Source organism: Microbacterium sp. Soil_N32, from assembly GCF_057655505.1.
On the sequence record NZ_JBDGME010000006.1, the window covers coordinates 15,485 to 37,262 of the forward strand.

Genomic DNA, 21,778 nt, shown 5'->3' on the forward strand with positions numbered 1-21,778 from the left:
TCCCGCGGCATCCGCCCGAAACGCGCCGGGGCTGCTCGATAGGCTGGACGGGTGAAGATCCTCGTCCTCGGTTCCGGTGCCCGTGAGCACGCGATCATCCTCGCCCTGCGAGCAGAGCAGACGGAGCACGAGATCTTCGTCTCCCCCGGCAACGCCGGCATCGCCGCCGATGCGACGACGGTGTCGGTCGACATGCTCGACGGCGGGGCCGTCACCGCCTTCGCCAACGAGCACGCCGTGGATCTGGTCGTCGTGGGCCCGGAAGCACCGCTCGTGGCGGGCGTCGCCGACGCGCTGCGCGAGCGCGGCATCCCCGTGTTCGGCCCGGGCAGGGCGGCCGCGCAGCTCGAGGGGTCGAAGGCGTTCGCCAAGCGCATCATGGACTCCGCCGGGGTGCCGACGGGCCGTGCCGTGCGCGCGGCGACCCTCGCCGAGGTCGAGGTCGCGTTCGACGACCTCGGCGCTCCGCACGTCGTGAAGGCCGACGGGCTCGCGGCGGGCAAGGGCGTCATCGTCACCTCCGACCGCGCCGAGGCCCGCGCTCACGCCGAGCAGTACCTTCCCGCCGGTCCGGTACTCGTCGAGGAGTTCCTCTCGGGCCCCGAGGTGTCGCTCTTCTTCCTCAGCGACGGAGACACGGTGCGCGCGCTCAGCCCCGCGCAGGACTTCAAGCGCGCGCTCGACGGCGATGCCGGGCCGAACACCGGCGGCATGGGCGCCTATTCGCCGCTGCCGTGGCTCGCCGAGCAGTTCGGCAGCGAGCACGAGTTCGTCGCCGAGGTCACCCGCGACGTGGCCCTGCCGGTCGTGCGTCAGCTCGACGCCGAGGGCACCCCGTTCATCGGGCTGCTGTACGCCGGACTCATCCTCACCCCGGCCGGCGTGCGGGTGATCGAGTTCAACGCGCGCTTCGGCGACCCCGAGACCCAGGTGGTGCTGCCGCGTCTGCGCACCCCGCTGTCGGAGCTGCTGTTCGCCGCGGCATCCGGCACCCTCGAAGACCAGCCCGAGCCCGTGTTCTCCGACGAGGTCGCGATCACCGTCGTGCTCGCGAGCGAGGGCTACCCCGAAGCGCCGCAGACCGGTCGCCCGATCGAGCACCTCGCCGACGCCGCGGCCGTGGAGGGTGTGCGCATCGTGCATGCCGCGACCGCAGGACCGGACGCTCCGGGCGGCGACCTCATCGCGACGGGCGGCCGCGTGCTGAACGTGGTGGCGACGGCATCCGACTTCGCGACGGCCCGCGAGCGCGCCTACGACGCGATCTCGCGCCTCTCGCTCGAGGGCGCGCACTACCGCAGCGACATCGCGGCGCGCGTCGCGGGATGACCGACGCAGACCCGGTCGGCGCGGCCGCACGCGCCGCGTCCCCGGCGGCGGAGGCGGCGGCGACCGCGCGTCTGGACGCCCTCGCCGAAGACCTCCGGCGGCTGCGCTTCGACGCCGGCGACGTCTCGTACGCCGAGATCGCCGCGCGCATCGCCGCCCGCCGCGTGTCGGAGGGGCGCGATCCCGGCGCCGCGCGCATCGCGCGGTCGACGGTCTTCGACGCCTTCCAGACCGGTCGCCGCCGCATCAACCCGGCGCTGGTTCGCGAGATCGTGCTCGCCCTCGGCTACGACGCCGACGAGGCGGAGCGGTGGCGGATGCGGTACCTCGATGCGCGACGCCCCGATCGGTCGACGGATGCCCCGGCCGCCGCCGCAGGAGACGCCGCCGATGGCGCCGACACCCCGGCGCGCGCGTCGCGCTTCGGCGCGCACCCCGGCGCGCTCCTCGGGGCGCTGCTCGCGTGCGTGGGGCTGAACGTGTACCTCGGCACCCTCATCATCCGCCACGAGGTGCCGCTCTACCTCGACATGATCGGCACGGCCGCCGCGTCGTTCGCGTTCGGCCCCTGGTTCGGCGCCGGGGTCGCGCTCGCCACGAATCTGCTCGGGTCGCTCGTCGCCACCCCCGAGACGATCGTGTTCGCGCTGGTGAACATCACCGGTGCGCTCGTATGGGGATTCGGCATCCGTCGCTTCGCGCACACGCTCCCCCGGTTCGTCCTGCTCACGGTGGCGGTCGCCCTCGCCTGCTCGATCATCGGCGCCCCGTTGAACGTGCTCATGTACGGAGGGCCGTCGCTGCACTCCGGGTTCCTCCTCGCGTCGCTCGCTCATGCGATCGGCGACCCGTGGGCGGGCACCTTCGGCGTGAACATCGGCGTCTCGATCGTCGACAAGACGATCTCGGGAGCCGTCGGGCTGCTGATCGCCGGCCTGTTCCTGCGTGGGGGCCTGGGAACCGAGCGGATGCCTCCGGCCCTGCTGCGGCGTCGCGGCGAGCGCGCGTCCGACCGCGGCAACCGCTGACAGCCGCTCCCCCATCGCCACCGCCGTCACCCGATCCCGTGGCGGTCGAAGGCGGCGCGCAGGTCGTCCGCGCGCAACGCGACGAGGTCGTCCGCACCCGCCTCCGCGCCGAGGCTCAATCGCAGGTCGCGCGCCTTCATCGCCGCCTCGATCACGATGCGCGCCTGCCGCGCGTTGCCCCAGCCCTCGGCGGCGAACGCTCCGGCGCGCTCGGCGGCGGCGAACCGCTCCTGCAGCACGGCACGAGCGTCGTCGTCGATGTGCTGACCGGCACGACGCCCCATGCTCTCGGCGATGCGCACCAGCTCGTCGACCGTGTACGGCAGGAATTCGATGCGGTCGGTGAACCGCGATGCCAGCCCCGAGTTCGACGCGACGAAGCGGTCCATGTCGGCGGGGTACCCGGCGGCGATCACGAGGAATGCTCCGCGCTCGTTCTCCATGCGCGGCATCAGCGTCTCGATCGCCTCCTGCCCGAAGTCCTGCGGTCCGCCGCCGACGAGCGTGTACGCCTCGTCGATGAACAGCACGCCGCCCATCGCCGCGTCGATGCGCTCGTTGGTCTTCGGCGCGGTGCTGCCGATGTGCGCGCCGACGAGATCGCCGCGCGCGACCTCGACGATCGCGCCGGTGGGCAGCAGGCCGAGGGCGCGGTAGAGGCGTCCGAGCAGGCGGGCGACCGTGGTCTTGCCGGTGCCCGGCGGGCCCACGAACAGCAGGTGCTCGAGGGGAACGGGGCCGGCGGTGATCCCCGCCTCGCGGCGACGCAGGTCGAAGCGCGCCTGAGCGAGCAGCTCGCGGATCTTCGTCTTCAACGCCGGCTGACCGATCTGCGCGTCGAGTTCGGCCAGCACGTCGTCGACCGATTCGGCGGCGGCGACGACGGCGATGCGCTCGATATCGCAGGCGGCGCGCATGTCGTCGACCTCGATCGTGAACAGCGCGTCGATCGCCGGGTGGGCGTCGTCGGGCCCGCCCTGATCGGCCACCCGCAGGTCGCGCTGCTGCACGGCGCGGTCGAGCACGTTGCGCACCGACCGTCCGTTGCCCCAGTCCTTCGACGAGAAGGCGCCGGCGGCCTCAGCGGCGGTCAGGCGATCGAGCAGCAGCGCGCGGGCATCCGCCGTCAGCTGCTCGCCGCGCGCCTGGGCCATGGCCTCGGCGATGCGCACGAGCTCTGCCGCGGTGTACGCCGTGAACTCGATACGGGTCACGAAGCGCGACGCCAGCCCGACGTTCGTCGCGAGCAGCGCATCCATGTCGTCTGGATAGCCCGCGGCGATCGCGACGAACTTGCCGCGGTCGTTGTCGAGCCGTGGCAGCAGCGTCGCGATGGCCTCGCGCCCGAAGTCGTTGTCGCCGCCCTCGGCCAGGGTGTACGCCTCGTCGATGAACAGCACGCCGCCCATCGCGTCGTCGATCACGGCGGTGGTCTTCGTCGCGGTCTGGCCGACGAAACCCGAGACGAGCGCCTGCCGGTCGACCTCGACGATCTCGCTGCGCGGCAGGATGCCCATCGCCCGGTACAGGCGCGCGATCAGTCGCGCGACCGTGGTCTTGCCCGTCCCCGGCGGGCCGACGAACAGCATGTGGTCGAGCGGGAAGGCTCCCCCCGCCCCGCCGTGCGCCATCTTCCGCTGCTGCACCCGCGCCTGGGCGAGGATCGCTCGCACCTGTCGCTTGAGCGCCGGCTGCCCGACCTGGGCGTCGAGCTCGGCGAGCACGTCGTCGACCGACTCCTCGAGGCCCGAGATGCGGCCGATCGCCAGATCGTCGCATGCCGCGTCGACGTCGTCCGCGCCGATCTCCACGAGCGAGGCGCGATCGCGCGCGCCCGACATGCTGATGCGCAGGTCGCGGTGGGTGATCGCGGCCTCGACGACGTTGCGCATCGCGCGAGCGTTGCCCCAGTCGGCCCGTTCCAGCCCGCCGCGCCGCTCCTCGTCGGCGAGGCGTGCGGTGAGCCGCGCACGCGCGTCGTCGGTGAGTTCGTTGTCCATGCCGGCCGCCATGTGCACGGCGATGCGCAGCAGCTCGTCCGGTGCGTACGCGGTGAAGGTGACGGGCGGGCGGAAGCGCGACGCGAGCCCCGGGTTCGCCTTCATGAAGGCCGACATGCGGTCGCTGTAGCCCGCGATGATGCAGACGAAATCGGAGCGCTTGTCTTCGAGCTCCTTCATGAGCACGGCGATCGCCTGGGTGCCGAAGTCGTTGTCCCCTCCCTCGGCGAGCGTGTACGCCTCGTCGATGAAGAGCACGCCCCCCATGGCGTCGGCGATGACCTGGCTGGTCTTCTCGTCGGTTCCGCCGACGTTCGATGAGACGAGGTCGGGGCGCGACACCTCGTGCACGACCGGCGCCTCGAGAACGCCGAGCGCGTGGAAGAGCCGCGCGACCAGCCGGGCGACCGTGGTCTTGCCAGTGCCCGGAGGGCCGGCGAAGACCAGGTGACTGCCGACACGGCTGGGCTTGAGTCCCTGCGCCTCGCGCAGCTTGTTGATCTCGACCTGGTGCACGATGCCGCGCACCTCGCGCTTGAGCTGCGCCTGGCCGACGATGGCGTCGAGCTCGGCGAGGATCACGTCGACCGGCTCGACCGGCTCCGGCTCGTCGACGAACGCCGCGGCGGGAGGCGCCGTCGGGCGGATGCCGGAACCGATCGGCAGCCGGAACCCCGGCCGCGTGGGCAGCAGGAACTCGACGGCGCCGAACGTCGGCGGCTCGCTGCGGCTCGCCCCGTAGAGGCGCACGGCGTCGTCGGGTGCACCGAACTCGATCTGCACCCGGGGGAACTTCACGTCGGTCACCGTCGCGACCGCGGCGTCGAGCGCGCGCGGCTCGCAGGGCACCTCGGCCGCGGCCGACGACCGGGCCTCGACCGCGACGGCCCGTCCGTCCGCTCCGATGACGTCGAGGGAGTCGTCGCGGATGCGCAGGGCGATGCGTCCCGCCGACGCCAGCTCGCGGAGGGCAGCCCGCAGGTCGTCGCCGCGGAGGCTCAGCGCCCCGGTCGCGGTGCCCACGATCGCGAGAGCGTTGTAGGCGTCGATCGCCGACCGCTCGTCCCACAGCGGCTGCACCAGCACCCGCGGGCCGTTCGGACGCCGCACGAGCAGCTCGCCGTCGGCCCTGGCCACCTCCACGGTTTCGGAGCGGTCGAACTCCTCGCGCAGGGCGGCCGCACACCCCTCGGGAACGACCGCCGCGCCGGATGCTCCCGTGGCGATCTGCGCCGGCACCGTCATCACCGCCAGCCCGGCGTCGGTCGCGGCCCAGGCCACCAGACCGTCGGGCGAGGCGTGCAGCATGGTGCCGCTCTGCGGCGACGAGGCGTCGTCGGACCGCGCCGGCGCCAGCTTCTGCAGCGCGAGGATCAGGTCGCCCGCGCGCAGCGTGCCCCACGACTGCGCGCGTCGCCACCGGGCGTCGGCGCCCCCTGCGCCTCCGACCCGACCGCCGTTCAGGGCGCCACCGGGGGCGTCATCCCCTCGGCGGGCACGAACAGGTCGGGGATCCAGCCGCCCGCGAGCGAGAAGCACAACGCGGCGATGGCCATGGTGCCCCAGCCGGCGGTGAAGAGCCACGGACGCTTCGCCCGAAAGCGACGCGGCGTGATGAGCGCGCGGAACAGGAAGAACCCGCCGATCAGCGCGAACACCGACCCGAGGATCTGCAGCAGCTCGATCATCGCAGACCCTTCGTGCGGTTCGCGGGGTCGGCGGCCTTGTAGTTCAGCTGATACTGCTTGCGGAACGCGAGTCCCCAGAACGCCCAGCCGAGCAGGGCGCCGAACAGCAGCCAGATGAAGCCTCCGCTGGCGATGTTGGCGAGCCCGACGAGGATGAGGATGACGGCCACGATCGCCAGGACGATCTTGCCGAGGCCCAGCTGCACCTTGGTCTTGGTCTGGGCGGTGTGGTACTCCCGCATCCCGGCGAGCGCCCGACGCACGTCGGGATCCTGCGGCGCCATCGCCTCGACCTCGCGGATGGCCTCGTCGTAGTACGTCGCCTGGGCCTTGTTGAGGATGATGTGGCTGCGGGGTCCCGCGGGGCTGAGGCGCGTCTCGGCCTCGGCGATGCGCGAGAGCGCGAAGGCCGCCCGCACCTCTTCGTCGCCGGGGTGGGCGGCGAGCAGACGGCGCGACTCGGCGAGCGCCTCGCGGGCCATCCCGCGCTGGCGCAGCCCGGCGATGACGTAACGCATGAGCCGCTGCGCACGTTCGTCGTCGGGGTAGGAATCGTGCAGACGCCACGCCTCGGCGACCGCGGTCTGGATCTCGCCCGCGGCCTCGATGTCCTGCACCGCCAGCACGACGAGCAGCACGGCGTCGCGGTCGCCCGGGAAGCGTCCGAGGAGCGATCCGGCGAGTGCGAGCGCCTCCTTCGGACGCTTGCGGTCGCGCAGGTACTCCGCGGCGGCGCGCAGCACCTTGAGCGCGAAGGTGTCGTCGGGGAACCGGTCGACGAGGGTCCATGCCTCGCGCACCGCCTCCTCGACACGGCCCTGGTCGAGCATCGCCCAGGCGACCCGGCCCTGGTAGTACGGGTTCGCCGGGGCGAGTGCGACGGCCTCGCGGAAGGCGCGCTCGGCCTCGGCGTACCGCCCCATGCCGTCGAGCACACCCGCGCGCATCTCCAACGGCACGGGGTCACCGGGCATCCGGTGCACCAGCTCGGCCGACGCGAAGTCGGCGTCCTCGTGCCGCTTCAGGTCGGTCGCCGCCCAGACGTAGACGAACCAGGCGAGCAGCCCCGCCGGGTCGGCGTCGGTCCCCTTCTTCGCCGCGAGAAAGGCGTTGCGCACGTCGCCGGCGTCGTAATAGGCCTTGGCGCGCTCTCCCCAGCCGCTCGCGACGGGTTCGGGGGCCGCGGGTGCCGCCGGGGCGGGTGCGTTGCGGGCCGACGTCAGCTCACGGTCGTACGCCGCGCGGGACGACTCGTCGAGCAGGGTGTTCTCGGCCGCCTCGATCTGCTCCATGCGCTGCTCGGCGGTGCGCGCGCGGTTCTTGTCGGGCGAGCCGGTCATCTGCCGCCACTTGCGTCGGGCCGCCTTCAGGCCGGCGCGGATCGTGTCGGCGTCGGCGGCCGCGTCGATGTCGAACAGCGTGTAGTAGTCGTCGACCACAGGAGCAGTCACACTCATGCGCTTCTTCTCTCAGTTCGGGTGGGTGTCGGCCCTAGCGCGCGGACGGCGCGGGGGCGGGCGTGGCGGACGTCGCAGCTGCGGTCGTCTGCGGGGTCGGAATGGTGCGCGGAAGGGCCGCGGGCTTCATCGCCACGGCGGGAGCCGCGGACGCGGGCGCCGCGACGGGGGCCGGCTCGGCGAGGCGGTCGATGCGCTCGACCGCCTCCTCGACCTTCTCGGCCGTCAGATTCGCGACGCGCTCGATCGAGAAGGCCCCCACGTAGAGGTCGTCGGGGAGGCGGTAGATCTCCACCGTCACCGTCTGATCGACGTCGTAGCGGTAGACCACGGCGAAGTCGACGCCGGCCGGCCACTCCTCGTCGAGCTCGACGACGCCCTCGCCGATCACGGTCGTGAAGTCGGGGTCGGGGTCGTCGCCCTGGGTCACCGTGACGACGAGCCGCGTGCGCGGGGCGCGCGTCGAGAGCACGTTCACGCCCTGCGCCGGCACCTTGGTGTTCTTCTCGATGAGCACCCAGTTGCGCTCGTTCTCGTCTTCGTCGAGCGCGAGCGTGCCGAGGGCGTGCGAGGTGACGTCGGCGATGCGCACGTCGGCAAGCGCCGCGGGCGGCTGGCCGCCCACCAGCGCCGCCTGGATCGCCGCGCCGAGCGCCACCGACAGGTCGGGGTCGACGCCCTCCACCGGCGTGCGACCCGACAGGCGCTCGATGAGCGACCGGATGGCGGGCATCCGTGTCGATCCGCCCACGAGCACCACGTTCGAGACGTCTCCCCAGCCGATCCCGGCCGCATCGAGGGTGTCCTCGACGAGCTCCTGCGTGCGCCGCACCAGCGATCGCGTCGCCGTCTCGAACTGTTCGCGCGTCACCCCGACGCGACGCTCGACGCCGCCGTGCACGACGGCGATCTGCGTCGACTCCGCCGACGAGAGCGCGCGTTTCGCCTGCTCGGCGGCCTCGCGCAGCGCGGCCACCGCGTCGAGGTCGTCGTAGAAGTCGCTCGCGCCATGACGTTCCTCCAGCTCCGTCACGACGAGCGACATCAGCGCGTTGTCCCAGTCGAACCCGCCGAGGTTGCGGTCGCCCTCGGTGGCCAGCACGACGAACTCGTTCCCCTCGATGCCCAGGATGCTCACGTCGAAGGTGCCGCCCCCCAGGTCGTACACCAGCGTGATCTCGTCGGCCTGCGCCGCGACGCCGTACGAGAGTGCGGCGGCCGTCGGCTCGTTCAGCACGCGCAGCACGTTGAGCCCGGCGATCTCCCCCGCCTGCTTCGTGGCCGTGCGCCGCGAGTCGTCGAAGTACGCCGGCACCGTGATGACGACGTCCTCGATCGGCTCCCCCAGGGCCGCCTCGGCCTGCCGCACGAGTGCGCGCAGGATGATCGCCGAGATCTCCTCCGCCCGGTACTGCTCGTCCCCCGGCGAGTCGTACCGCCAGCTGGGGTCCCCCATGTGCCGTTTGACGTGCTGCACCACGTCGTCCGGACGCACCCCCGCCTGGTGCTTCGCCTCATGCCCCACGATCGGCGCATCCGCCCCGCCTGCGGTCTCGAAGAGCACGACGGAGGGCGTCGTCGACCGACCGCCGGCATCCCTCAGGATCACGGGCTCCCCCGACTCGTCGACGATGGCCACCGCCGAGTACGTCGTCCCGAGATCAATGCCGACAGCTCGTCCCACCGTCGCCCCTTCCGTCCGCGGCACGGCCGCTGCTCCTGCGGCGCGGGGTCCCGGGTGGGACGAGCGCGCCGGGAATCACGCTAGAGAGCGCGCGGAGGAGCGGATGACGCGTCCGGGGCTTTCCGGACGATCCCGGACACCGTCCGAACGTGTCCGGACGGTCGGGCGGGCGCCAGAGCGGGCGCGCGCGGACCTAGAGTGCGATCCAGTAGCGGCGGAGCATCCCCATGCCGCGGGCCGACTGATCGCTGACGTCCTGCAGCACTCCGCCCGCGCCCTCGATCGTGCGGTACGACGCCTCGTTGTCGACGTCGCAGGTGAGCAGCACCCGGTCGAGACCGATCTCGCGAGCGTGCTGCATGCCCAGACGCAGCGCCGCCGAAGCGATTCCCTCTCGGCGACGCGAGGGCCGCACGGCGTAGCCGATGTGTCCGCCGGCTTCGGCGAGCCACTCGTTGAGCGCGTGGCGGAACGACAGGAACCCGACGACCTCGTCGCCGTCGACGACCCAGTACAGGTCGTTGTGCACCAGATCCTCGGGCGGCGCGATCGCGGTGTCGGCCAGGCGCTCGGCGTCCGCGATCAACGCCGCGAGCGTGGCGCGATCGGGCGTCACGGGCGCCGTGAGACCGGATCCGTCGACGTGCCCGTCGCCGAACTCGCTCACGGCCGCAGCCCACGAGTCGAAGAGGTCGGCAGTCGGACGAACGAGACGAACGGTCATCGACCCACCCCATCAGGTCGCGCCCGCCGATGCAAAATGGCCGCGGCGGCTACAGCACCTTCGAGAGGAACTCCCGCAGTCGCTCGTTCTTCGGCGCGCCGAACAGCTCCGCGGGGGCGGCCTCCTCGACCACCACGCCGCCGTCCATGAACACCGTGCGGTCGGAGACCTCGCGGGCGAAGCCCATCTCGTGGGTGACCAGCACCATGGTCATGCCGCCCTCGGCGAGGTCGCGGATGACCTGCAGCACCTCGCCCACCATCTCGGGGTCGAGGGCGCTGGTCGCCTCGTCGAAGAGCATGATCTCGGGGTCCATCGCGAGCGCGCGCGCGATCGCCACGCGCTGCTTCTGCCCGCCGGACAGCGAGGCGGGTTTGGCATCCGCCTTCTCCGACAGACCCACGCGCTCGAGCAGCGAGAGCGCGCGCTCGCGCGCCTTCGACTTCGACAGACGGCCCAGCTCGATGGGGGCGAGGGTGATGTTCTCGAGCACGGTCATGTGCGGGAACAGGTTGAAGTGCTGGAAGACCATGCCGATGCGCTGACGCACCTCGTCGAGCTTGACGCTCTTGTCGGTCAGGTCGACGCCGTCGATCACGACGTGGCCGGAGGTGGGCTCCTCGAGCTTGTTGAGGCACCGCAGCAGCGTCGACTTGCCCGACCCCGACGGACCGATCACGGCGACGACCTCGCCGTCGTCGACGGTCAGGTCGATGCCCTTGAGCACCTCGTTGCTCCCGAACGACTTGTGCAGGTTCTGCACGGCGATCTTGCTCATGCGTTGAACGTCCTCTCCAGGCGGTTCGCGAGCAGCGTCAGCAGCGTGATCACGACGAAGTAGATGATGGCGACGATCGTCAGCACCTGCGCCGACAGGTACGTCGAGGCGATGATCTGACGCGACTGGAAGGTCAGCTCGGCGAGGCCGATGACGCTGATGAGCGACGTGTCCTTGAGGGTGATGATGCCCTGGTTCACGAACGACGGGATCATGATGCGGAACGCCTGCGGCAGCACGACCTTCTGCATCGTCTTCCAGTGGCCGAGACCGAGCGAGCGCGAGGCCTCGTTCTGGCCGGGGTCGACGGCCTGGATGCCGCCGCGGATGATCTCGGTCATGTACGCACCGGTGTTGAGCGAGAGCGTGATCGCGCCCGCCACGAACGGGTTGAACGTGAGACCGGGGAACAGCTGCGGGATGGCGAAGAAGACGAAGAAGGCCTGCACCAGGATCGGCGTACCGCGGAAGACGAACACGTACGCGGTCGCGAGCCACCGGAACGGCAGGAACCGCGAGAGACGGCCGAAGCCGAACACGATGCCCAGGATGAAGGCGGCCACGAGCGCGACCAGCGTCGACAGGATCGTCAGCCACAGGCCCTGCATGAGCTGCGGCCAGTACTTCACGGCGACCGAGACGATGTCGGTGGGCTGCTCGGATGCCTCGCCGCTCAGGTACGTGTCGACGATCTCGTCGTATTCGCCCGACTCCTGCAGGTTCGCCAGGCCCGCGTTGAACATCTCGAGCAGTTCGGGGTTGAGCCCCTTGTTCACCGCGAAGCCGTACTCGCCGCCGAGCTCGGGCTCGCCCACCAGGCGGAAGCCGGAGCCCTGCTGGATGCCGTAGGCGAGCACCGGGAAGTCCTCGAAGTAGCCGACGGCCTGACCGGCCTTCACGGCGTCGACCATGTCGGTCGTGTCGGAGTACGGCGCGATGTCGAAGCCGTACTTCTCCTGGTTCTCCTCGGCGAAGGTCTGGCCCTGCGTGCCGGTCTTCACCGCGACGGTCTTGCCGTCGAGGTCGTCGAGCGACTCCACGTCGCTCGCTTCGAGCACGCCGAGCTGGATGCCCGAGGTGAAGTACGGGTCGCTGAAGTCGAACGCCTGCTTGCGCTCGTCGGTGATCGACATGCCCGCCATGACGGCATCCACCTGGTTGGCCTGCAGCGCCTGCACCGCGGCGTCGAAACCGAGCTGACGGATCTCGACCTCGAAGCCCTGGTCCTCGGCGATCGCGCGCAGCAGGTCCATGTCGATGCCGACGAGCTCGCCGTCGGCGTTCGTGAACTCGAACGGCGCGAAGGTCGTGTCGGTGCCGATCACGTACGTCTCGCCGTCGCCGGCGGCGTTCGCGGGAGCGGCGGCTCCGAACAGCGACGCGCCCGCCACGAGCGCCGTGAGCGCGATCGCGCTCGTCGTGCGGCCGAGCTGCCGCAGCCGCTCGCGCAGGGAAGAGGGGGTTCGCATCACGACGGGTGCTCCTCGGGTCGGGATGACGACCGGACGATCGCCGCCCACCTACCTTAGTCGCCGCTCGCGGGCAGCCCCGCCCCGCTCCTGCGCGACGGCAGGAGCGGGTGCGGGGTCAGGACGCCGGATGCTTGTCCGCGCCGCGCAGGAAGAACGACGCCACGAGCGCCACGAGGATCGCGCAGGCCGGCAGCAGGATCGCCTGCGACATGCCCGCGGCGAACCCCTCGGCAACGGCATCCGGCAGGGTTCCGCCTCCGGCGCCGATCGTGCCGGACGCGTCGTCCATGCCGGGCAGGTTGGCCTCGAGACGCGCCTGCATGAAGGTCGCGATCGCCGCGGATCCGACGACCGACCCGATGGTGCGGGTGGTGTTGTAGATGCCTGCACCGGCGCCGGCCTGACGCATCGGCAGGCGGCGCGTGGCGGTCGTCGCGAGCGGACCCCACATGCCGGCGTTGCCGATGCCCATGAGGGCGGAGGGGAGCAGGAACATCCACACCGGGGTGTCCATGTTCACCAGCGACGAGTACCAGAACAGGCCGCCCGAGACCGCGAGCAGACCCGGGACGAGGATGAGGCGCGGGTCGACACGGTCGAGGATCTTGCCCGCGACCGGAGCGAGCACGCCCGAGAGCACGGCGGTCGGGATCATCAGCAGGGCCGACTGCGTCGGGGTCAGCCCCCGGGCGGTCTGCAGGAAGAACATCAGCGGCAGCGACATGCTCGTCACCGTGAAGCCGACGGCGGCGATCGCGATGTTCGCACCCGAGAAGTTGCGATCGCGGAAGAGTTCGAGCGGCACGAGCGCCTCGCTCTTCGTCTTCCACTGCTGCAGCACGAAGATCGCCAGCACTACGATGCCCGCGATGATCATGCCCCACACCGAGATCGGGCCCCAGATGACGCCCCAGTCGTACTTCTCGCCCTCCTGCAGCCCGAAGACCACGAGGAAGATCGCGACGGCGCTCAGCACCACGCCGAGGATGTCGAAGCGATGCGGGTGGGTCTTGAGGCGCGGCACCAGGATCCACGCGGCGACGAACGCGATCACGCCGACGGGCAGGTTCACGAAGAAGATCCACTCCCAGCCGAGCCCGTCGACGAGCACGCCGCCGAGCAGCGGGCCGACGAGGGTCGCCACACCGGCCGTCGCGCCCCACAGCCCCATGGCCGCCCCTCGCCGCTCGGGCGGGAAGGTGCGGGTGATGACCGCCATGGTCTGCGGGGTCATGAACGCCGCCCCGAGTCCCTGCACGGCGCGCGCCGCGATGAGTCCTTCGAGCGAGGTCGACAGACCGCACCAGAGCGAGGCCGCGGTGAAGATCGCGAGGCCGATGAGGTAGATGTTCTTCGGACCGAAGCGGTCGCCGAGGCGCCCGGTGATGAGCAGCGGCACGGCGTAGGTGAGCAGATAGGCGCTGGTCACCCACACGACGTTGTCGAGGTTGTTGGTGTTCGGGTCGAGTGCGGCCTTGATCGCGGGGTTCGCGACCGAGACGATCGTCGTGTCGACGAGGATCATGAAGAAGCCGATGACGAGCGCCCACAGCGCGGGCCAGGGGCTCTTGGGTTCGTTCCCGGCCGCGAACGGCCCGGTCTCGGGATTCGCGGTCTGACGGGTTTCGGTCATTGCTGGGCAGCCTTTCGCTGAGCGAGGTAGCGGTCGGAGTCGTCGAAGGCATCGGGACCCCACGGGAGGTCGTCGCCGTCGAGGCGGAGGAGGAACGCGTCGAGCCATCGCAGCTCGGCGTCGAGGAGCGCCTCTTCGCGCTCGATCTCGACGAGCACCTGCGGCGGCACGCCCTTCGCGTGCGCCTCGTGCAGCCCGTCGCGGAGACGGGTGTGTGCGGCGGCGAGCGCATCGCGGCGTTCCCGCAGCAGGGCGGCGGTGTCGTCGCGCTCGAGGTTGTGCGCCTCGGCGAGTGCGATGCGGAAGTCGGTCTCGCGGTCGATGCGCGGCAGCTCGCGCCGCACCCAGGCAACGACGGTGTCGCGGCCGGTCTCCGTCAACGTATAGGTGGTGCGCTCGGGGCGGTTGCCGTCACGGTCGGTGCCCACCTCGTCGATGAGGCCCGTCCGCTGCAGGCGCGCGACCGTGTGGTACAGCGTGCCGTTGGTGATCGTGATCAGCCGGTCGTCCTGCCGCACGCGCAGCAGTCGCACCATCTCGTAGGGGTGCATGTCGGATTCGCGCAGCAGCGCGAGCACCATCACCCCCATGGGGGTGAGCGTGTCGATCGGTTCTTTCGCCACCTGCTCCACCTCGATTAGTCCATGTGGACTATACGCCCGTGCAGCCCGGTCCGGCAAGTCGGATGCGCCTCGGCATCCGACTCGCCGCCCGGCCATCTGCAGGCACGGTGGCGAGATGCAGGCGGCATCCGGTGGAATCGGCCTGCATCTCGCACCTGCGCCTGCAGTTCGCGCCAGAGTGCGGCTGCGGCGGAAGGTCAGCTCTTCAGCTTGCGCAGCGCCGATCCCTTGTGGGCGGCCTTGTCGCCGCTCTTCTCGGACTTCACGATGTAGGCCGGCTCGTCGTCGGATGCCGTGAACTTCTGCCCCGCGAACTCGAAGTCCTTGACCCGCTTCTCCTCGACCGTGCCCTGCGTGCGCCCCTGCGAGGTGCTCCAGCTGACCCGGTCGCCCTTCGAAAGATCCTTCGCCATGATTCCTCCGCTCTTTTCTCCGAGAGTCGCCCACGCGCGGTCCCCGCACCAGGGGTTGACACCGCCGGGGGCGCGCGACCGGGATAATGGGGCGGGTGAGCACTCCTGCAGAAGGCACGGCACAGAGCATCCCCGGCTGGCGTCACCTCTACTCGGGCAAGGTCCGCGACCTGTACGCCTCGGAGGACCCCGCCGACACCCGCATCCTCGTCGTCGCGAGCGACCGGGTGAGCGCCTTCGACGTGGTGCTCGAGCCCGGCATCCCGCAGAAGGGCGCGCTGCTGACCCGCCTCAGCCGCTGGTGGTTCGCCCAGCTCGATGCCCCGAATCACCTCGCCGATGGCGAGATCCCCGAGGCGGTGGCAGACCGTGCCATGCTCGCGCAGTCGCTCGAGATGCTGCCGATCGAGTGCGTCGTGCGCGGATACATCACGGGCTCGGGGTGGGCCGAGTACCAGCAGAACGGCACCGTGTGCGGCATCCCCCTGCCGGCAGGTCTGCAGAACGGCGACCGCCTGCCCGAACCCCTGTTCACCCCGGCCTACAAGGCGCCGCTGGGCGAGCACGACGAGAACATCACCTTCGAGAAGACGGTCGAGCTGGTCGGCGCCGAGCGCGCGTCCGAGCTGCGCGACGCCTCGTTGGCGATCTACTCGCGCGCGGCGGCGATCGCCGAGGAGAAGGGCCTGATCCTCGCCGACACGAAGTTCGAGTTCGGAACGGATGCAGAGGGCACGCTGCGCCTGGCCGACGAGGTGCTCACGAGCGATTCGTCGCGGTACTGGGATGCCGAGGCGTGGCGCACCGGCACGAGCCCCGCCGAGCGGATGGCGAGCTTCGACAAGCAGATCGTGCGCGACTGGCTCGCCGCGAACTGGGACAAGCAGGGCGAGCCCCCCGTGCTGCCCGACGACGTCGTCGACCGCACGGCGGACCGCTACCGCGAGCTGATCGAACGCCTCGGCGCCTGACCGCATCGGTTCCCGCGCACCCAGGGAACACTCAGGAATCGGTAGTGTGGCTCCAGCACTCCCCCACCCCGATTCTTGAGGAGCCCGCATGCCCCTGTGGAACATCCACGGAAACGGCCGCACGGTCGCGCCCGGTGCCGTCGTCGGCCCGACCGAACGCCTGAACTGGCCGGCCACGATCGCGATCGGTGCGCAGCACGTCGTCGCGATGTTCGGCGCGACCTTCCTCGTGCCCACGCTGACGGGCTTCCCCGTCTCGACCACGCTGCTCTTCAGCGGCATCGGCACGCTGCTCTTCCTGCTCATCACGAAGAACCGCCTGCCCAGCTACCTGGGCTCGTCGTTCGCGTTCATCGCCCCGATCACGGCGGCGACCGCCTCGGGAAACTTCGGTTCGGCGCTCGCCGGCGTGGTGGCCGTCGGCATCCTGCTCGCGATCGTCGGCCTCGTGGTGCAGTTCGCCGGCCTCCGCTGGGTCGACGCGCTCATGCCCCCGGTGGTCGCGGGCGCGATCGTCGCGCTCATCGGCTTCAACTTGGCCCCGACCGCGTGGAACAACTTCGCGCTCGATCCGGTGACCGCGACGATCACTCTCGTTGCGATCATCCTGTTCGCGGTGCTGTTCAAGGGCTTCCTGGGACGCATCTCGATCTTCCTCGGCGTGGCCGTCGGCTTCGTCTGGGCCGCGTTCAACGGCTCGTTCGAGGTGCCGAACGCCCTGCGCGGCGGCAAGACCCCCGCTGAGCTCATCGACGAGGCGCCGTGGATCGGCCTGCCCGACTTCCACTTCCCCGACTTCGTCGACCCGGGCACGTGGTCGACCATCGCCATGTTCCTGCCGGTGGTTCTCGTGCTGGTCGCCGAGAACATCGGGCACGTGCGCGGCGTCGCCACCATGACCGACGACCCGGCGATCAACAAGCAGACCGGTCGCGCGCTCATCGCCGACGGTGTCGCGACGACGATCGCCGGCGGTTTCGGCGGTTCGGGCACGACGACGTACGGCGAGAACATCGGCGTGATGGCGGCGACCCGCGTCTACTCGACGGCGGTCTACTGGGTGGCGGGGCTCTTCGCGATCCTGCTGGCCTTCTCGCCCAAGGTCGGCGAGGTGTTCAACTCCATCCCGGCGGGTGTGCTCGGCGGCGCGACCACCGCGCTGTACGGACTCATCGGCATCATCGGAATCAAGATCTGGGTCGACAGCCGGGTCGACTTCTCGCGTCCGGTGAACCAGTACACGGCGGCGGTGTCGCTCGTGATCGGCATCGCCGGGTTCTCGATGAACCTGGGCGACTTCGCCTTCGGCGGCATCGTGCTCGGCACCGTCGCGGCGCTGCTGATCTACCACGTGGGCAACCTCATCGCCCGCGCGCGCAAGACCGGCGCCGACGACCCGAAGCCGCTCGAGCCGGTGGGCCCGCTGGGCGGCGACCCGGCCTGACGGCCGCGCCCGGCAGACGAGGAAGGCCCCGGATGCTCCGCCCGAGCATCCGGGGCCTTCGGCGTCACCCGGCGAGGCGTCACCCGGCGGTGTCGTCGCGGACGGCGCCGCGGGCGCGCGGCCGCGGCTCGCCGGTATGCCGTGGGACCGAGAGAGGCAGCGGCTCGGTCGGTGCCGGCAGCCGGTACAGATCGTGCACCCACATGCGGGCGTCTTCGAGCGGGTAGGTGTCGCCGTACACCGAGTACTTCACGAAGACACCCTCGAGAACGCTGCGCAGCATCACCTCTTCGAGTGCCGGGTCGGCGGCACCGCGGGCGCGGAACAGCTCGCGCACCGCGTCTTCGGCCACCGTGACTGCGTCGTCGTGCCGCTCCTCGGAGTCGGCGAAGAGCCGTCGCGTGGCCGGCTGCTGCTGCATCGCGATCACCACGCGCTGCAGGGGCACCGCGTACGCCGTGGCCATGAACACCGCGTCGATGATCGACGCCAGCACCTCGTCGGGCGTGCCCTCGACGCTCGGCAGACCGAGCAGCGTCTGGAACCACCGGTCGATCACGGCGGAGATGAGCTGGTCCTTGCCGCCGAAGTGGTAGCTGACCAGCCCCTGCGCGACGCCTGCGCGCTTGGTGATCTCGGCGATGCTCGCGCCCGAGACGCCGCGCTCCTCGAACACCTCGATCGCGGCCTGCACGATCACCTCTTTGGCGCGCTGTCGAGCCAGGCGGTTCTGATCCTCTGATCGGGCCATGTGCTGTTCACTTCCCATTCCCCGATGCGTGTGTCGGAACACACCCCCCGGGGTATAGAGTAAACACTGAACGTACATTCAAGCTACGAGTTTCCCCGGAGGGTGCGTCGCAGCGACACGTTCGGGCGTCTCTGCCCACGGGTGCGTCCCTGTCCACGAGGGGGCGACAGGGCCGCACCCATCTTCGGCGGCAGGGACTACGACGGGTTCGGTACACCCGTTTCGACACTGGGTCCCTGAGCCTGTCGAAGGGTCCCACCCCGAGAAACCGTCAGATTTTCACAGCTTCATCGTCATCTAGTGGGCCGAGTGTGTCGACCACAGAAGAGATTGCTCGCGAGCGCGATCCCGAACCGACGAAGGATACGCATGACGATCACCATTGGTGAAACCACGACAGAAGTCACGGTGAGCGCGTACACGACTCTGGGGGTGGAGGGCATCGATTTCGAAGTGCGTGGCCGCGGCACCCGCGTCACCGAAGCGGAGGTGTACTGGGCCTTCGAGGGGGCGTCTTGGCGGATCATCTTCATCCAGCTCAGGGGGGCCTACCTGAACAAGGATGGCAAGGACTCCCGGCAGCGCCTCGATGTGACCACCCACCTCGAGGACGGATCTGGGCGCGCCTATCGCACGGTCACGCCGCCGGAGATCGCCGCGGGAGCACTGTCGCACACACCGGACTGGACACCGGAGGTCTCCCTCATCGGACCATCACAGCGGTCTTGGCGCACCCTCCTTCCTGCACGAAAAGGATCACGGAAGACGCCTGGGGGGCGGGCGGCGGCACGGGCCGCTCGTGCCGATCTCCCGCGGTCGGAGCGGGCGGGAAGCCCTTCGGTGAATGTCACCCACCTCGAGACCACGACTCAGGTCTCGGTGCACGCATACACTCCTTTGCGACTCGACGATTTCACGATGAGAGTGAAAGGTCGTACCGCGCGGATCAAGAAGGCGAAGATTCACTGGTGGTTCGGACACGGTTCGTGGGTTCTAGAAGCAGTGGACGTGTGGGGTCCGGTGATCCGCAAGAGCGACGGTGCGGAGTCGAGTCGGAATGTCGATGAGCTCACTCGACCGGCGTTCGCCTCGAACGCGCAGTACGGGGTGATCACTCCGCCCGAGATCGTCGAGGTGGCGCTGCAAAACATCCCCGACGTCAAACCTCGGGTCACCTCCAGCCCCTACCCGCGCCACGCCACGTTGCGCAGCAGCCTGTAGCCGCACAACCAGTTCCGCGTGGTGGGTGCTTCGGGTCCCAGCCCGCGAAACCAGGTCAGGCGGATGCCCGCACGACGAGCTCGGTCGGCAGGATCGTCGTGCGGGGCGGGTCCTCCCCCGCCAGCCGCGAGAGCAGCACCTGCGCCATCGCCTCGCCCTGCGCGTACATCGGCTGGCGGATCGTGGTGAGCGGCGGATCGCAGCTCACGGCCACCGACGAGTCGTCGAACCCCACGACGGCGATGTCGTCGGGCACGCGCACCCCGGCGGCGCGCAGCGCGGTGAGCGCACCCCGCGCCATCAGGTCGCTCGCGACGAACAGCGCGTCGGGCCGCCCGGCCGCCAGGATCCGCCGCGCGGCCTCGCCCCCGCTCGCCTCGCTGTAGTCGCCGGACTCCTCGACGAACGGCGAGAGCCCGGCATCCGCCAAGGCGGCACGGTAGCCCTGCACGCGATCGATCGCCGACTCCATCGTGAGCGGCCCGGTGATGGTCGCGATGCGGGTGCGGCCGATGTCGAGCAGATGCTGCGTGGCCACCCGCGCACCCGCGACGTTGTCGACGTCGACCACGTAGTCGCTGGGACGCGAGGTCACCGGACGCCCGCCGTAGACCACGGGCACGGCGTCGGCGACCCGCTCGACGAACGCGTCGCTCGTGTGATGGGAGACCAGGAGCGCCCCGTCGACGCCGCCGTTGCGCACGAAGCCGGTCATCTTGTCGCCCGGGTCGTCGCTCGCGATCAGCAGGTTCAGCAGGTAATCCGAACTGTGCAGCGCACCCGTGATGCCCGCGACGATCGCCGCGAAGAACGGGTCGCCGAAGAAGCGCGACGTGTCTTCGGGCACGATGAGAGCGATCGCCCTGGTCTGCCGCGACGCCAGCGAGCGGGCCGCCCGGTTGGGCACGTAACTGAGCTGCTCGATGGCCCGCTGCACCGCGGCGAGCGCTTCGGGGCTCACCGCGGTCGACCCGTTCACGACGCGCGACACGGTCGAGCGCGACACTCCTGCGGCAGACGCGACCTCTTCGATCGTGGCTCGCGACGACACGGCTCTCCTTCCGGGCGGACGGCGGATCGGATGCCCGACCCGCCGTCGCCGCCCGTGCTCGAAGGACGAGCCCGCGGGCTCAGAGGGAACGAGCGGCGATGATGCGAGCGTACTCCCGCGCCGAGTCCTTCAGACTCCGCTCCTGGGTGTCGTAGTCGACGCGCACGATGCCGAAGCGCTTGTCGTAGCCCCACGCCCACTCGTAGTTGTCGAACAGCGACCAGTAGAAGTAGCCGCGCACGTCGACCCCCGCCTCGGCGGCGTCGAGCACCGCTCCCAGGTGCAGGCGCAGGAACTCGGTGCGATCGGCGTCGTGCACGCGGGTCTCGCCGTCTTCGACCACGGCCTCGTCGTCGTACGCCGCACCGTTCTCGGTCATGTAGAGCACGGTGCCCGCCGGCTGCGCGTACTCGGTCCACACCCGCTGCAGCAGGCGCGTGAGGCCCTCCGGCTGCACCTCCCAGTTCTGCGCGGTGCGAGGCAGGCCGCGTTCCACGTTGAAGATGTTCTCGTGCGACGGGTAGGGGCTGCGGGTCTTGCGCTCCGTGTCGGGCACGAAGTCGACCGCCGCCTCGGCCGGAGCCGTTCCCGACAGCAGGTCGCCGTGGTAGTAGTTCACGCCCTGCGTGTCGATCGGCTGCGCGATGGTCGCGAGGTCGCCGTCGTGGATCGCCGCTTCGAAGGCGGCGACGGCCTCGGCATCCACCGCCCGGATGTCGTCGACGATGTCGGCGGGGTACTCACCGCGGTAGATGGGGTCGAGGAACCAGCGGTTGAACTGGCCGTCGACGCGGCGCGCGGCGTCAACGTCGGCCGGGTCGTCGGGGTTCGCCGGGTCGGCCACCGTGTGATTGAGCGTGATGCCGAGGTTCAGCGACGAGTCACGGCCGCGCAGTTCGCGCACCGTCTCGCCGTGGGCGAGCAGCAGGTGGTGCGAGGCGAGCAGACCCTCGGCGATGCTCGTGTGACCGGGCGCGTGCTCCCCGCTCGTGTACGAGAGGAACGACGAGCACCACGGCTCGTTGAGCGTGGTCCACACCTTCACGCGGTCGCCGAGTGCGTCGTGCATGGTGCCGGCGTACTCGAGGAACCGGTCGACGACCTCGCGGTTCGTCCATCCGCCCTTCTCCTGCAGCGCCTGCGGCATGTCCCAGTGGTACAGGGTGAGCCAGGGCAGGATGTCGGCGGCGAGCAGCTCGTCGACGAGGCAGCTGTAGAAGTCGACGCCCGCGGGGTTCACGGCGCCGCCGTCGGGGCGCACGCGCGACCACGACGTCGAGAAGCGGTAGGTCTGCAGCCCGAGATCCTTCATGAGTGCGACGTCGTCGCGGTAGCGGTGGTAGTGGTCGCACGCCACATCGCCGTTGTCGCCGTTGATCACCGCTCCGGGCACCCGCGAGAAGGCATCCCAGATCGACGCCGTACGCCCGTCGTCGAACGCCGCCCCCTCGATCTGATAGGCCGCCGTGGCGGCTCCGAACAGGAAATTCCGGGGGAAAGCACGGGTCATA

At 70.4% G+C, this 21,778-nt stretch carries 18 protein-coding genes; 5 read left to right on the plus strand and 13 right to left on the minus strand.

The window, feature by feature from the left end; translation table 11 throughout:
* Window positions 1–51 precede the first annotated feature (51 nt).
* Window positions 52–1,329, plus strand: coding sequence for a phosphoribosylamine--glycine ligase (gene purD / locus AC3A3J_RS00305; RefSeq protein ID WP_487670360.1), 1,278 nt, complete (start codon window positions 52–54; stop codon window positions 1,327–1,329).
* Complete coding sequence (locus AC3A3J_RS00310; protein WP_487670361.1) at window positions 1,326–2,357, plus strand: hypothetical protein; 1,032 nt, start codon at window positions 1,326–1,328, stop codon at window positions 2,355–2,357. The genes purD and AC3A3J_RS00310 overlap by 4 nt, the downstream gene beginning before the upstream one ends.
* 26 nt (window positions 2,358–2,383) lie before the next feature.
* Here AC3A3J_RS00310 and AC3A3J_RS00315 read toward each other — a convergent pair whose 3' ends face one another.
* The 10 genes from AC3A3J_RS00315 to AC3A3J_RS00360 all read right to left on the minus strand — a co-directional run bounded on the left by AC3A3J_RS00315 (window position 2,384) and on the right by AC3A3J_RS00360 (window position 14,829).
* A complete protein-coding gene (locus AC3A3J_RS00315; protein ID WP_487670362.1) occupies window positions 2,384–5,665 on the minus strand; it encodes an AAA family ATPase in 3,282 nt (1,093 codons plus the stop codon).
* A 152-nt stretch (window positions 5,666–5,817) separates the two neighbouring features.
* The gene (locus AC3A3J_RS00320; protein WP_314649116.1) at window positions 5,818–6,045 is read right to left on the minus strand and encodes a hypothetical protein; all 228 of its coding nucleotides are present in this window, start codon (window positions 6,043–6,045) and stop codon (window positions 5,818–5,820) included.
* Window positions 6,042–7,502: a tetratricopeptide repeat protein gene (locus AC3A3J_RS00325; RefSeq protein WP_487670363.1), complete on the minus strand. Its 1,461-nt coding sequence runs from the start codon at window positions 7,500–7,502 to the stop codon at window positions 6,042–6,044. The genes AC3A3J_RS00320 and AC3A3J_RS00325 overlap by 4 nt, the downstream gene beginning before the upstream one ends.
* A gap of 34 nt (window positions 7,503–7,536) precedes the next feature.
* On the minus strand, window positions 7,537–9,186 hold the full coding sequence (locus AC3A3J_RS00330; RefSeq protein ID WP_487670364.1) for an Hsp70 family protein: 1,650 nt from the start codon (window positions 9,184–9,186) through the stop codon (window positions 7,537–7,539).
* A gap of 193 nt (window positions 9,187–9,379) precedes the next feature.
* Complete coding sequence (locus AC3A3J_RS00335) at window positions 9,380–9,910, minus strand: GNAT family N-acetyltransferase (protein ID WP_487670365.1); 531 nt, start codon at window positions 9,908–9,910, stop codon at window positions 9,380–9,382.
* A 49-nt stretch (window positions 9,911–9,959) separates the two neighbouring features.
* Complete coding sequence (locus AC3A3J_RS00340; protein ID WP_487670366.1) at window positions 9,960–10,688, minus strand: amino acid ABC transporter ATP-binding protein; 729 nt, start codon at window positions 10,686–10,688, stop codon at window positions 9,960–9,962.
* Window positions 10,685–12,157, minus strand: coding sequence for an amino acid ABC transporter substrate-binding protein/permease (locus AC3A3J_RS00345; RefSeq protein WP_487670382.1), 1,473 nt, complete (start codon window positions 12,155–12,157; stop codon window positions 10,685–10,687). Before AC3A3J_RS00345 ends, AC3A3J_RS00340 begins: the two co-directional genes overlap by 4 nt.
* Window positions 12,158–12,275: 118 nt before the next feature.
* Complete coding sequence (locus tag AC3A3J_RS00350) at window positions 12,276–13,793, minus strand: DHA2 family efflux MFS transporter permease subunit (RefSeq protein ID WP_487670367.1); 1,518 nt, start codon at window positions 13,791–13,793, stop codon at window positions 12,276–12,278.
* A complete protein-coding gene (locus AC3A3J_RS00355) occupies window positions 13,790–14,416 on the minus strand; it encodes a PadR family transcriptional regulator (RefSeq protein WP_487670368.1) in 627 nt (208 codons plus the stop codon). Before AC3A3J_RS00355 ends, AC3A3J_RS00350 begins: the two co-directional genes overlap by 4 nt.
* A gap of 197 nt (window positions 14,417–14,613) precedes the next feature.
* Window positions 14,614–14,829: a hypervirulence associated TUDOR domain-containing protein gene (locus AC3A3J_RS00360; protein WP_487670369.1), complete on the minus strand. Its 216-nt coding sequence runs from the start codon at window positions 14,827–14,829 to the stop codon at window positions 14,614–14,616.
* Between the two features lie 86 nt (window positions 14,830–14,915).
* Between AC3A3J_RS00360 and AC3A3J_RS00365 the strand changes: the two genes are divergently transcribed.
* Window positions 14,916–15,800, plus strand: coding sequence for a phosphoribosylaminoimidazolesuccinocarboxamide synthase (locus AC3A3J_RS00365; RefSeq protein WP_487670370.1), 885 nt, complete (start codon window positions 14,916–14,918; stop codon window positions 15,798–15,800).
* A gap of 88 nt (window positions 15,801–15,888) precedes the next feature.
* Complete coding sequence (locus tag AC3A3J_RS00370; protein ID WP_487670371.1) at window positions 15,889–17,244, plus strand: uracil-xanthine permease family protein; 1,356 nt, start codon at window positions 15,889–15,891, stop codon at window positions 17,242–17,244.
* A gap of 79 nt (window positions 17,245–17,323) precedes the next feature.
* Here AC3A3J_RS00370 and AC3A3J_RS00375 read toward each other — a convergent pair whose 3' ends face one another.
* Window positions 17,324–17,995 (minus strand): TetR/AcrR family transcriptional regulator, encoded by a 672-nt coding sequence (locus AC3A3J_RS00375; protein WP_487670372.1) that lies wholly within the window; start codon window positions 17,993–17,995, stop codon window positions 17,324–17,326.
* A 369-nt stretch (window positions 17,996–18,364) separates the two neighbouring features.
* Here AC3A3J_RS00375 and AC3A3J_RS00380 point away from each other — a divergent pair, with 369 nt between their 5' ends.
* Complete coding sequence (locus AC3A3J_RS00380) at window positions 18,365–19,216, plus strand: hypothetical protein (protein WP_487670373.1); 852 nt, start codon at window positions 18,365–18,367, stop codon at window positions 19,214–19,216.
* A gap of 55 nt (window positions 19,217–19,271) precedes the next feature.
* Here the strand turns inward: AC3A3J_RS00380 and AC3A3J_RS00385 are convergent, their stop codons facing one another.
* Together AC3A3J_RS00385 and AC3A3J_RS00390 are read right to left on the minus strand one after the other, a co-directional pair.
* Window positions 19,272–20,267: a LacI family DNA-binding transcriptional regulator gene (locus AC3A3J_RS00385; RefSeq protein ID WP_487670374.1), complete on the minus strand. Its 996-nt coding sequence runs from the start codon at window positions 20,265–20,267 to the stop codon at window positions 19,272–19,274.
* A 79-nt stretch (window positions 20,268–20,346) separates the two neighbouring features.
* Window positions 20,347–21,777, minus strand: a complete 1,431-nt coding sequence (locus AC3A3J_RS00390) for a GH1 family beta-glucosidase (protein ID WP_487670375.1) — start codon at window positions 21,775–21,777, stop codon at window positions 20,347–20,349.
* Between the last annotated feature and the right edge of the window lies 1 nt (window position 21,778).